This window comes from Microbacterium sp. NPDC087591, assembly GCF_044743625.1.
GTDB lineage: Bacteria > Actinomycetota > Actinomycetes > Actinomycetales > Microbacteriaceae > Microbacterium.
This window is the reverse complement of the sequence record NZ_JBIUWU010000004.1, coordinates 36,337-48,835: the sequence shown is the minus strand read 5'-3', so window position 1 is coordinate 48,835 and position 12,499 is coordinate 36,337. Positions and strand designations below refer to the sequence as shown.

Annotated in this window: 9 protein-coding genes; 3 read left to right on the top strand and 6 right to left on the bottom strand. The window is 68.9% G+C overall.

Annotation, left to right across the window (positions count from 1 at the left end):
- Positions 1–5: 5 nt before the first annotated feature.
- Positions 6–266 (bottom strand): DUF6458 family protein, encoded by a 261-nt coding sequence (locus ACIOVG_RS17950; RefSeq protein WP_247631252.1) that lies wholly within the window; start codon positions 264–266, stop codon positions 6–8.
- Positions 267–382: 116 nt separating this feature from the next.
- Here ACIOVG_RS17950 and ACIOVG_RS17945 point away from each other — a divergent pair, with 116 nt between their 5' ends.
- From ACIOVG_RS17945 to ACIOVG_RS17935, 3 genes are all read left to right on the top strand, one after another.
- Positions 383–1,045, top strand: coding sequence for an ArsR family transcriptional regulator (locus tag ACIOVG_RS17945; RefSeq protein WP_400876558.1), 663 nt, complete (start codon positions 383–385; stop codon positions 1,043–1,045).
- Between the two features lie 111 nt (positions 1,046–1,156).
- The gene (locus tag ACIOVG_RS17940) at positions 1,157–2,608 is read left to right on the top strand and encodes an MFS transporter (protein ID WP_400876555.1); all 1,452 of its coding nucleotides are present in this window, start codon (positions 1,157–1,159) and stop codon (positions 2,606–2,608) included.
- A 9-nt stretch (positions 2,609–2,617) separates the two neighbouring features.
- The gene (locus ACIOVG_RS17935; protein ID WP_400876552.1) at positions 2,618–3,172 is read left to right on the top strand and encodes a TetR/AcrR family transcriptional regulator; all 555 of its coding nucleotides are present in this window, start codon (positions 2,618–2,620) and stop codon (positions 3,170–3,172) included.
- A gap of 19 nt (positions 3,173–3,191) precedes the next feature.
- On the opposite strand, the gene ACIOVG_RS17930 is transcribed toward ACIOVG_RS17935, so the two are convergent.
- From ACIOVG_RS17930 to ACIOVG_RS17910, 5 genes are all read right to left on the bottom strand, one after another.
- A complete protein-coding gene (locus ACIOVG_RS17930) occupies positions 3,192–5,657 on the bottom strand; it encodes a LuxR C-terminal-related transcriptional regulator (protein WP_400876550.1) in 2,466 nt (821 codons plus the stop codon).
- 596 nt (positions 5,658–6,253) lie between these two features.
- Positions 6,254–6,940, bottom strand: coding sequence for a class F sortase (locus ACIOVG_RS17925; RefSeq protein ID WP_400876547.1), 687 nt, complete (start codon positions 6,938–6,940; stop codon positions 6,254–6,256).
- Positions 6,940–7,962 carry a class C sortase gene (locus ACIOVG_RS17920; RefSeq protein WP_400876545.1) on the bottom strand — a complete coding sequence of 341 codons (1,023 nt, stop codon included), beginning with the start codon at positions 7,960–7,962 and terminating at the stop codon, positions 6,940–6,942. Before ACIOVG_RS17920 ends, ACIOVG_RS17925 begins: the two co-directional genes overlap by 1 nt.
- Before the next feature lie 83 nt (positions 7,963–8,045).
- Positions 8,046–9,563: a SpaH/EbpB family LPXTG-anchored major pilin gene (locus ACIOVG_RS17915; protein ID WP_400876543.1), complete on the bottom strand. Its 1,518-nt coding sequence runs from the start codon at positions 9,561–9,563 to the stop codon at positions 8,046–8,048.
- A gap of 53 nt (positions 9,564–9,616) precedes the next feature.
- The gene (locus ACIOVG_RS17910; RefSeq protein ID WP_400876540.1) at positions 9,617–12,271 is read right to left on the bottom strand and encodes a hypothetical protein; all 2,655 of its coding nucleotides are present in this window, start codon (positions 12,269–12,271) and stop codon (positions 9,617–9,619) included.
- Between the last annotated feature and the right edge of the window lie 228 nt (positions 12,272–12,499).

The following is a 12,499-nucleotide window of genomic DNA, read 5'->3' as shown; positions in this document are numbered from 1 at the left end:
GGGGCTCAGGCGAGAGGATCGCTGTTGCGGATGCTCCGGCGCGTCACGCGCTCACCCGTGGCGGGGTCGACCGCGGTGCGCGCGACAGACTCGGTGCGACGGCTGCGCATCACCAGGACGAGACTGATCAGGAAGACCAGGACGCCGGCGCCCATGAGGATGTAGCCGATCAGATCGAGGTCGACGAACCCTCCGGTGTCGATGTTGAGCGCGAAGACGAGGATCGCTCCGATGACGATGAGCGCGATGCCGGTTCCGATACCCATGATGCTGCTTCCTCTCCGGGGCCGCGTCTGCGGCCCGCACGGGACACCTTAAGGTCAATCGGCGTTGAGTCAATCCTCATGGACATAGTTGCTGCGAGGTGGTAGGGATGGAGTCGATGACCGATCTGGAACGCCGCGCGGGGATCTTCGCCGCACTCGCCGATCAGACGCGCCTGCGCATCGTCGACCTGCTCACGCTCGGCGATCTGTCGTCCTCCGAGATCGGCGCGACCCTCGATCTGCGCTCGAATCTGATCGCGCATCACCTCGGCGTCCTGGAATCCGCCCAGATCGTCGCCCGCACCCGGTCGGAGTTCGACCGGCGACGCACGTATATCGGACTGCGCCCCGAGGTCTTCGATACTCTCGCTCCTCCGAGCGTGATCCCCCCGCGGCGCGTCCTCTTCGTCTGCACGGCCAACTCCGCGCGATCCCAGCTCGCCGAGACGATCTGGCGCGATGCGAGCGCGGTCGATGTCGCCTCCGCCGGCACCCGTCCCGCCGAGGAGGTGAACCCCGAGGCCATCGCCGCGGCAGCCCGGCACGGACTCGCCATGCGCCCCGCCCACCCGCCGCAGCACATCGACGACGTCCGCGCGGATGGCGACCTGGTGATCACGGTCTGCGACGACGCCCACGAACGGCTGCGCGACGGAGACGACCTGCACTGGTCGATCCGCGACCCCGCCCGCGTCGGCACCGCCGCCGCCTTCGACGCCGCCTTCGACGCCCTCTGCCTGCGCATCCGCGCCTTGTCCTCCCGCCTCGTCGCCGCCTGAGCGCAGCGACGCTCCCGACCATTCTGGTCGGTTTCACAGCCAAATCGGTCGGGCCTCGATATAGGCTCCCTCATGGCCGCCCCACGTCGCGGCACGAGTGAGGAGACCGAGATGACGTCCGACACCCCGTCCCCCCGAGGCCGCTGGTGGGCGCTCGGCATCCTCACCCTGAGTCAGCTGATGGTCGTGCTCGACGTGACCATCGTGAACATCGCACTGCCCTCCGCACAGACCGAGCTCGGATTCGCCGACGAGGGCCGCCACTGGCTGGTCACCGGCTACGCGCTGGCGTTCGGCAGCCTGCTCCTGATCGGCGGCCGCCTGAGCGACTACTTCGGGCGCCGGCGGATGCTGGTGATCGGACTCGTCGGCTTCGCCCTCGCATCCGCTCTCGGCGGCTTCGCCGACGGACTCCCCGCCCTGCTCTCGGCGCGCGTGCTGCAAGGCGCGTTCGGTGCGCTGCTCGCGCCGGCCGCACTGTCCTTGGTCTCCACGACCTTCGAAGACCGCCAGAGCCGCCTTCGTGCCTTCGCCGTCTTCGGCGCCGTGTCTTCGGCCGGTGGCGCCGTCGGCCTCCTGCTCGGCGGACTGCTGACCGAGTACCTCTCGTGGCGCTGGTGCATGTGGGTGAACCTGCCGATCGCGGTGGTGGCCCTCGCCGGGATGTGGCTGATCCGCACGCAGCCCGTGATCGGTCGCACCCCGCTCGACCTGCCGGGGGCCGCCACCTCCGTGCTCGGCATGGTCGCGCTCGTCTTCGGCCTGGCGATGGCCGAGCACAACGGATGGGGCAGCATCGCGACGCTCGGCCCGCTGCTCGCCGGAGTGATCCTGATCTCCGTGTTCGTGCTCATCGAGCGGAGGGCCGCGCATCCGCTCCTCCCCCTCCGCGTCATCCTCGACCGCGATCGGGGTGCAGCGAACCTCGTGGGCCTCCTCGTCAACGGCGGGCTCTTCGCCGTCTTCCTGTTCAGCACGTACTACCTGACCGAAGGTCTCGGATACTCCCCACTGCAGACGGGGTTGAGCTTCATCCCGGTCGTGGCCGGGATCATCGCGACCTCGACGCTTGCCGGGTCGCCTGTCGCGGCCCGGTTCGGACCCCGATCCGTCATCACGACCGGCAGCGTCATCGCGGCGCTCGGCCTCGTCTGGCAGACGACCGCGGGGCTGGACAGCGCCTTCGTGCCCGACCTGCTTCCGGGGCTGACGCTGTACGGACTCGGGCTCGGCCTCGTGTTCGGTCGACTTCAGGAGGCCGCGACCGCCCGCGCCGAGCGCCGCGATGTCGGCGTGGCATCCGCGATGATCAACGCCAGCCAGGAGGTGGGCGGCGCGGCCGGAACGGCGCTCGTCAGTTCGCTCGCCGCTGCAGCCGCTGCGGCCTTCGTCGCAGCGGCGCCGCAATCCGCCACACTCAGCGCCTCGGCTACGGTGGAGAGCTACCAGGCCGCGCTGTGGGCCGCGTTCGCGCTCTACGTGGTCGCAGCGACCGTCTCGGTGCTCCTGTTCCGCCGCGGTGTCGTCGAGATCGACCCCGCCGCCGAACCGATCGCACACTAGGAAGAACGGATGACGACGATGACCGCGGATCTGTCAGGACCCATCGACGCCGCAGCTTCCCTGTTCGCGCGACACGGCTTCGCGCGCACCAGCGTGCAGGCCGTGGCCGACGCCGCCGGGTACTCCAAGGCGGGATTGCTCCACCACTTCCCCACCAAGCTCGCCCTCCACGCGGCCGTCGTCGACGCCTGCAGAACGGAGACCGCCCGCGTCCGCGACCGCGTCGCCGAACTCCCGATCGGCGCGGAACGGGACAGACGGGCGATCGAGCTGCTCGTCGACCTCTCGCTGGCCCGCCCCGGACTCGTCAGCCTCCTCCTCAGCACGATCGTGCCGATGGGCGACGACGACACCGCCCCGCTCGAGGACCTCGGAGACCTGCTCTTCGAGGCCTTCGACGACGCTCCCCCTTCGGAGGCCCGCCGCATCCGCGTCACCGGAGCGCTCGTCGCCCTCGGCATCCTCGCCCTCGAAGCACGTCGGTGCGACAACGCCTCGCCCTGGCGGAACGAGATCATCGCGACGAGCGTCGACGCCCTGGGGCACGCGGAGTCGCGGAGCTGAGGAACTCCGGCACACCTCGTCACTCGGCGGAGAGCTGCTCGACCTGTGCTGCGATGTCGTGCCGGGTGCGGACCCCGAGCTTGCGTGACATCCGGAGCAGGTGGCTCTCGACCGTCCTCACGCTGAGCACCAGTCGCGTGGCGATCTGCTGGTTCGTCATCCCCGCAGACACGAACTGCGCGATCTCGAGCTCGCGCGCCGTCAGCTGCGGGTTGATGGCGAACCGGTTGGTGTCGTACTCGACCTCCGACAAGGCGTCGCGAAGACGCTGGAGCGACCGTTGCGCGCGTTCGGCCGCACTTTCATCGCCGCGGGCGCGATAGAGGTCCGTCGCCTCCGTGAGCGCCCGCACGGCGAGACCGGGTTGACCGGTCGTCCGCAGGTCCGGAGCGATCGCGACGAGAGCGTCGGCGTCGTCGAGGTGTCGGGCGTTCAGATACTGCAGGAACGCGGGGAAGAACTTCCCGTCGATCTCACCCACATACGCGTTCGCGGTCGCCAGTCTCTCCGAGGTCATGTGCATCTCGAGCGCGAACAGCATGCCCAAGGCTCCGCCGAACCGAGCGCCTCTCTCCCAGAGCGTGAGGGAGTCCCTCCACAGCTCGTCCGAGCAGTCCTGCAGGCTCTTACCGCCCGCGAGCTCGTTCAGCGCGGCCGACCAGGCTCGGGACTGTCCGGGGAACGGGCCGTCCGGCACGGGGAGCTCGTCAGCGGCGCGTGCATAACGTTCCGCGGTCTGCAGCCTTCCGGATCGGAGGGCCCCGATGGTCCGCAGCGTGAGGATGCCGAGCTGACTCCCGAGCGGAAACCGGGGCAGCTCGCCGACGCTGAGCACCGTGGTGAGGATCTGCTCCGCAGCCCCGTAGTCGCCCTGCAGCGTCAGGCACAGCGCTGCGCCGTACGCGTATCCGCGCGCGGCTTCGGCGTCGAACGACCCCTGAGCCTCGTCGAAGCTGCTGCGAGCCCAGGCGAGGGCGGCCGCATGGTCCCCCTCCCCGAGCAGGAGAAGCGTGTGCAGGATGTTCGGCAGCGAGCCGATCGCGGTCTTGTCGCTCCTCCGGATCGAATCGTAGGCACGACGCGCATCGCTGAAGCGCCCGAGCGCGAGGAGCACGATCATCTGCGATCCCCAGAGCTGGGTCTTCACCGACACCGGAAGATCGTCGTGCACTTCGAGCCGATCGGCGAACTCCGGCGGAGTGGCGTAGAAGTAGGTCGAGATGATCGCGGCCCAGCCAGCGGCGCCGCGTCCGTATCGGGGATTGTCGGCCTCCGCCTGACGGAGGTCTTCCAGCGCTCCCGCCACGTCGTCGTCCATGTAGATCCGCCATGCGGCGAGCGCGACGGCGTACTCGACCTTGGTGAACTCGTCATCGCGTTCGGTGGGTGTCTCCGCGAGGACCTTCTCGAACTCCCGTCGCGAGGCGAGGTCGGCGAGCATCGCGCCCAACAGCGGCAGCGCGGTGGACGCGCTCTTCTCCCGCTGCCATTCGGCTTCGGCCACGAATCGTCTGGAGCGGTTGTGCTCCTTCAGCATCCGCACCGCGACCGCCTCCGATGCAGAGAAGGTGGACGCTGCCGAGGTGGCGGCCGGAACCAGCGGATGCAGGAGCTCGCTCATCCCCAGCCGTTGGGCGATGCGCTCGGTCAGGCGCTCCCGACGCGCAGCCAGCGGCGAGTGATGGAACATGTCGACGATGAGCGGGGGCATGACCGTCACCAGCTGCCGGGAGTTCACCGTCTGCAGCTGGATCATTCCGAACGCCTCGAGCTGCTCGATCACAGCCGTGTCGATGAGGTCCTTCGCTGTGCGCAGCTCCACGACTCCGACGAGCGCGAGCACTTCGAGCGCTTCCCGCTCCTGCACCGACAGCGGCTCGAGATGAGTCTCGATCACTCCCCGCAGGGTCGGGCTCCACATCTCGCGGTTCGTGACCCAGACACCGTTCTCCCGATGGATGCGATGCTCGTGCACCGCGGCTTCGACCATGCTGAGCGCGAGTCCGATGATGCCACCGGATCGTTCGTAGATGCGACTCGCCGCCGCGGCGCTGACCGGAGCCTCCAGGCGCTGCTGAAGGATCGCCTCGAGCTCGAAGTACGTCAGCGGCCCGGTGTCGACCACGAAGGACGGCTCGGCGGCCGTCGCATTGAGGCCGGTCGGCGTGTGTCGCGCCTGCAGGCCCGCAAGACGTGAGAGAACGATCGGAACGCCGGCGGAGCGTCGAGTCGACTCGATGAGTCCCCAGGTCGTCTCATCCAGGTCATCCCAGTCGTCGATGAGTATCGCCGACTTCGCCCCGGGCAGCATGTCGTGCAGAGCACGGGCGGTGCGCTCGATGAGCGGGACCGCGGACTCCGTACCAGCTGTCGCTCCGGCGAGCCGCAGCGGAAGGACCGGGTGGGTGCGCAACGATGCGACGCCCTGAACGGTCACGATGGTCCAGCCCCGCCGTTCCAACCGCTGACGGAGTTCGTCGAGCATCGCGGATCGTCCGCTCCCGCGGCTCCCGACGATGTCCACGCTCGAACCGGATTCGAGCAAGGCGATGCAGAGCGCCAGATGGTTCTCTCGACCTATCACCGTCAGTGTCCTCTGTCCCACAGGTGCCTCCAAAGTAGCCCCGCCCTCTGACTGTCGCAATAGCCGTGAAAGCCTGCTCGACGTTCCCCTGCACGCCGATCCGCCGCTCCCGCGAACGCCTGCGGACTCGGCGCACGGCCCGGTTCCCGCTCACCGTCCGAGCACGAACATCCGGATCCGCCTCGACGCTCGAAGAGCGGGCACGTCCGCGGTGAGGGAGGCGTGGCTCCGCAGGTGCACCTGCGGAGCCACGAGCCGACCGTTGGGAAATCGATCGGCCAGACGCACACTGGGGAGAGCATGCGCTCGGGCCTCGCGAGCTGGACGAGATCCAGCTCGACGAGCGGCCTGAGTCGAAGATAGGCGCCGGTTCGGTCCGGAATTCGTCCGCGCAGTAGCCCCCGCGACTTCCGCCGTAGCGGATCGCGCGGAATGCAGTAGACCCGGTCTCCGCGCGCGTATCCGCTGCGCCGACGGACGGAAGACGAGGTGTCCGTCTACGCGGACCCGGGCTCGTCGCCTCCGACGAGCTGTGCAGTGATGATCATGTTCTGCGTGGATGCCGTCTGCGTCCTGTTCTGCAGGCAGGTGAGCAGCACGAGACGTCCGGGGACGTTCTCCCAGATCTCGGCCGTAGCACCGACCTGTGGCTTGTCGACCTTCTGCCACCCGGTCACCCGGTAGTGAAGGTCGCCGAGGTAGACGTCCGCGCCCTGGGGGACGGCCGCGGTGCCGGCCGCGATGTCGATGAGGTAGTTGCCGGGGCAGACGGCGCCGCCCCGGCAGGAGTGCATGACGACGAACACGGTGCCCACGGTGGCGTGTGCGAGGTTCGCACCGTAGTTGCGCACGAGGTACGCCGAGGCGAAGCCGGGCGGATCCATGACGCCGTCGACCTGATTGATCGCTCCCACGGGAACGTCCAGCGCTGCGGCAGGCACGTTCAGCCTCATCCCGCCTTCCGACGGGACGGCATCGATCCTCGCGAGCATCTCGGGCGAAGGCGCGGGGAAGACGACGGGGTTGCCGCGCATGTCCGTGGGCTGATCCTGCTGTGCGAGGGAGGCATGGACCGTCCAGCCGGCCGCGATCACCGCGACGAGCGAGAACACCGTCACGATGATGAGCCGTACCGGCCCGAGCTGCCGCTTCGAGCGCACCGCGGCGCGCGCCGCCCTGCCCATCACGCGCTCCCCGTGTTCGGTTCAGGGGCTCGCCGACGTCGACGTCGTCCGGTGTCGGCGGCCCGCGTGGCGCCGGCGGCCCGCGTGGCGCCGGCGGACGTGGGGGGCAGCCCGCACCACCAGACGAACCAGCCGGCCACCGAGAGCGTCGCGACGAAGCCGACGACCCACCACGGGAACCCCGGTCCTGCGGCGCCTTCCATCCCGGCGGCGATCGCACTCGGTGGAGTCGGCGTCACCCGTTCCCCCGTGACGAGGATGCGCTGGCTGTTGATCCCGATGGGGGTGCAGGTGACCAGAGTGACGAGGTCCTTGCCGGCGACGGGATTCAGGGACTTCGAGTCATCGGGGTCGACGACCCTGATGCTGTTGATCTTGTAGGTGAGCGTCTCGCCGAACACGTAGAGACTGAATGTGTCGCCGTTGCGGACCCGATCCAGGTCGGTGAACAGCGCGGAGGTGGCGAGGCCCCGGTGTCCGGCGAGCACCGCGTGGGTGCCCGTGCCACCGACCGGGAGCGAGCTGCCCTCGAGATGGCCGACGCCTTCGGCGAGCGTCGCGTCGCTGGTGCCGTGGTAGATGGGGAGGTCTGCGCCGATGGCGGGAATGACGATGCGCCCCATGAGACCGTCTTTGTTCGCGGCGAGGAGGTCGGCGTAGTCGAAGCCACCGGGCAGCGTCGCACCGGCGTCGACGGGGAGACGCTCGTTCGCCTGCACCGCGGCTCCGGCATCGAGGAGCGCGTTGTAGGCCTCGGCCTGTTCGAGCGCCGTGACCCGACTCGCCGGACCGATCACGTGCACATCGTTGACGCCGTCGCGAATCTGCTCCGCCTGCTCCGAGGCGCTGAACCACTGTGCCGTCGCGGGGTAGAGCGCGACGCTGACACCGCTCAGGCAGAGGGCGGCCACGACCACGGACAGGGCGGACAGTCGCCATCTGCGCGGGTGCCGGCGGCCCGCGGCGCGGCGGGTCTCCCGGCGCGTCCCCGTGGTGGGAGCGGGGAGCGGGGTGCTGATCATCGGGGAGCCTCCATTCGACGAGAAGGGGTCGGCCACGGACGAGGAGCGTCCTCGCCCGTGGCCGACCCTGTCGTACTGCGGGATCAGACCGTCTCGGCCTGGACCGCCGCGTCGCGACGGCGACGGACGATCAGCGTGCCGACGACGACAGCGAGCGCCGCGACGGCGAGTCCGCCGCCGAGGAAGATCGCGGTGCCGGTCGATCCGGTCAGCGGCAGCGAGATCGCCGGCGCCTGCGGGTCGGTCACGGTGATGACGCCGTTCTCGTCGACGCCACCGGGGTTCACGGTCACGGCGGTTCCGCCCTGAGCCTGCGACCAGGCCGTGGCGATGCCGAACCCTGCGGGAGCCTTGGTCTCCACGACGTAGTACGTCAGGCTCGCACCCTGGCCGTCGTTCTGGGCCTTGAGGCCGCTGATCTTCACGGTGCCGTCGGCGACCGATGTGAACGTCGTGGCACCGGCGATCGAGACCGGGTTGCTGAGGTTCTTCGCGTCGTCCTGCGAGGTGAAGACCTGGAACTCGGCATCCTTCAGCGCGACGCCGTTGGTGTCCTGCTTGTGCAGCGTCACGTCACCGAACGTGTTCTTCGTCTCGTTCGACGGGGTCACGGTCGGCGGGGTGTTGCTGTCGGCCTGGCTCTTGGACTGGCTGGTCAGCATCGCAACGTTCGTGATCGTGCCATCGCCCATCGCGTTGACGACGGCCGAGAACGCCACGGTGACCACCGAAGACGGGTTCGCCGTCAGCTTCGCGAGACCCGGCGCCGTGAAGTCGATCACGATCCGCTGGCCGGTCACGTCGACCGTGTAGTCGCCGGCATCCAGTGCGATCGCGCTGCCGCCCGCGTCGGCGAGCGACACCGTCACGGCAGACGCGGCCGGTGCGGTCAGGCGCGAGTCGAGCTCGTCCGAGAGAGCGTACGCGACCAGCGGGTTGCCTGCGGCCTGGTTCGGCACCGTGGCGGTGACGGTCCAGTCGATCGTGTCGCCGACGGCGTGGGCCTTCGAGTCATCCGCGGTCTTCACCGGGGCGCCGAGCTTCGTGTTCTTCGGGTAGACGAACACGTCGGTCAGCCAGCCGTTGGTGCTGGACTGCGCCATCGGCAGCTCCACCAGGAACGGCGCGCCGATCTGCACGCCGTCGGGCGCGCTGGTCTCGGTGACCAGGTACACGCTCGCAGTCGTGGTCGAGTAGCTCGTCACTCCGGCGCCGTCGGTGGGATCGAGCGCCTCTGCCGGCCCGGTCGTGTACACCGTGCCGGCCTTGTCGACGACCACGCCTGCGTTGTCGACCTTCAGCTCGCCGGCCGTCAGCCAGCCGGCCGACGTCGACAGGTCGACATCCTCGACGGGCGCGATGCTGAAGGTGACGCCGTCGATCGGCGTCGCGCCCGTGAGGGACTGCGGGGTGCCGTCGGTCGGCGTTCCGCCCGCAGCGGGGTTCTCCAGCTTCGTGATCGTCAGCGTGTACGGGCCGGACGGGACGTTCCCACCAGCCGTGTCCGCGTTGGCGGGTGCCGCGGCGACGGCGCTCGTCAGGAGCGCCAGAGCGGCGGCGCCGAGACCGGCCATCAGCCGGATGTTGCGTATCTTCTTCATCGGATCTCTTTCTATGGTGCGGTTGGGAAGGGTTCGGAGGGGTCTTGTGGAGTTCATGCCCGGCGGGCTCGGCGCCGAAGCAGCCAGATCAGTGCGGCGGCTCCCGCCACCAGAAGGGCGATGGACCAGTACGCGATCACGTCCACACCCACCCCGCCGGTCAACGGCAGCATGAGAGCGGGGACCGCCTGGTTCACGAACCGGTACTGGACTGTCGCCCCGGCGGTTGGTGTGAACTGGCTGCCGGACACCGCGGTCCACGTGCTGCCACCGTCGGTGGATCGCTGCAGACCGAGCGGGAGGTACGCCGTCTTCGACGACAGGGACTGCTCGACGAGCGAGTACGGAGAGCCCGGCTTCACCTCGAAGCTGTTCGCGGTGGTCGCCACCTCGTCCCCGTCGAACGTGACAGCCGATCCGAGTCCGGCTGCGGGGGTGAGTGTCAGCGCGAATTGCCCCGCGGTGAGACCGCCCGCGCCCTCGATGTGCTTGAGGACGGTGATCTTCGCCGTCGTGTTCGTGATCGTGCAGGTCACGTTCTGCCCGTAGCCGACGACGACGGACGAGTCTGAGACGGGCACGGATTCCGTATCCGTCGCACACACCCAGCCGTCGGAGGTCGGCACGTAGTTCTCGGAGCCCGCCGTGGTCGAGGTCTCCGCCAGCGCATACGGCACGCCGGGCGTCACCGTGACCGCGGTGGCACCGGTCGACGCGGTCGGACCGGTCGGGCCGGGAAGCGCGTCAGCCGGTCCCGCACCGCTGAGCGTCCAGCTCGTCGCGGGCAGGCTGCCGAACGCGACCTGCTTGGCCAGCGTCAACGTCGAGACCTCGCACGTGACGGTGTTGGTGATCGTGAAGGTGTTCGTGGTCGGGGAGGCAGACAACGTTGCCGTGTACGGCACCGTGTTGGCTGTGGTCACGGCGGTGCCGTTGACCTCCGTGACCGACTGCGAGCTGATCTCGCAGCCCTCCGGCACGGTGACCGATTTCTCTCCGATGGAGACGCTCTGCCCGTTGACGTAGCCGCCGTAGGTCTGTCCGAAGTGCGGGTCGGTCTGACCCGGCAGCGTCAGCGCCGTCGAGAACCCGTCGGGCAGCGCACCGCTGTCACCGCTCTGCGCAGGGATGCTGTGGGTGCCGAGCACCGTGCCTGCGGCATTCTTGATGACCCACTTCTTGATCACCACGACCTGCTGAGCGCTGGTCGAGTTCGTCACGGTGCAGTCGATCTGCCCCGCGGTGCTGGGCATGGTGAACGTCGGCCCCGTGGAGGTCCAGGACGTCCCGACCTGCACGCAGGAGAAACTCTGCGCGTAGTCGGCCGGCGTGCCGCCCGTCGTCTCGGACAGGGTCACGACGGTCCCCGCCGCCACGGTTGCGCTCGCGACATTGCCGGTGTCCGGATTCGGTCCGGTGCCTGCACTCGACGTCGCGCCGACTCGGTTCTTGATCCCCGCGGCGTCGATGCCCAGCGTGGCGGTCGATCCCACCAGCGCGTCCTTCCACTGCTTCGTCAAGGTGACCTTGCTCGAGAGGGCGGTGTTGACGAGCGTGCACGCGACCTGATCGACACCGGGCAGCTGCACCGGCTGGTTGATTCCGCCGCTCCCGTCCGGTCGCAGTCCGACCGCCTTTCCGGTCGCGCTCGTGCACGTCCAGCTCTGCGCGTAGTTGGACAGCGACGCCGAACCTGCGGCGGTCTCGCGCAGGTCGTACCAGGCAGAACTGACCGGGACCGTGAGCGTTCCGGTCGATGCGTTCTTCGCCGTGCCCGAGGTGACCGGCGAAGGACCGATCTGGGTTCCCCACCCGTCGGTGATCCTCAGCCCGAACTGGTCACCGGCGGACGCGCGGCTCGCGATCGTCTTCTTGAAGGTCAGGGATGCCGTGCTGATTCCGATCGCAAGCGCCTGGCGACCGGTGTTGGTCTCCGTGTTGACGGCGGTGATCTGCTTCGGGCTCCACCCCGTGGTCGCCACCAGTGCCCCCCAGCTGTTGCTGGAACCGACGCAGGTCAGAGTCTGAGTGCCCACGCCGGTGAGTGCGGCGAGATTCGTGGTGTCGGCCGGTCCGCGACACGCGCCGGCACCGGAGTCGGGGTCGACGAGGCTCTGGACCTTCCATGGCTCACCGTCGGTCGTCCACTGCCAGGTCTCACCGGCGTTCGACGTCTCGGCGTCGGCGAGCGCGAGCGAGTACGACGTGATCTCCTGACCGGCCGGGTCGAGCAGCTTGATACCGCTGATACCGATCGCCGCGTCGCCCGACCCTCCGGGGAAGCCCTTCTCGGGATCCGACGTCGACTGATTGCTGATCGTCGGGCTGCCCGGGACCGGCACCGTGTTCTTGCTCGGGTTGCCGAACATGGCCGACCCCCAGGTGGGAGTCGAACGCGCGCTCCAGATCGGCAGCGGGCCGCTCGACGAGTGCTGCGAGATCGTGACGGTGAAGGACATCTTGAAGCCGGAGTTGCCGATCAGCTGCGTGAACGGCTGTGTGATCGTCCCCGTGCTGCCTGCCGTGTTGAGGCCCGTGAAATCGAACCAGCAGTACCCGTACGAGTCCGCGTTCGTCGTTCCACCGGTCGAGCACGTGTTCGTGATCATCGACGGCTCGGCAGCCTGAGCCGCCTCAGAGGTCTGCGCCACGACGGCCGTGCCTGCGCAGAGCACAGCAGCGATCAGGATGCCGACGACCCTGCTCACTCTGCGCGTCGCCCGTCTCTCCGTCGAGACCAGCGCCTTCGAACCCGCGTTGACCACCAAGTCAGACCCCCCTAACTTCGGCAACGAGGACAGCGACTACCCGCCTGGCTGGATCGTGTCTCGCGTTGCGCTTCTTCGATGCCCTTGCGAAAGGCCGGCAGGAACGTTCTCACCGCGGCCCGCGCACATGGCTCCGCCCCGGGGCGCCCCCAGCGCGGTACTGAACCA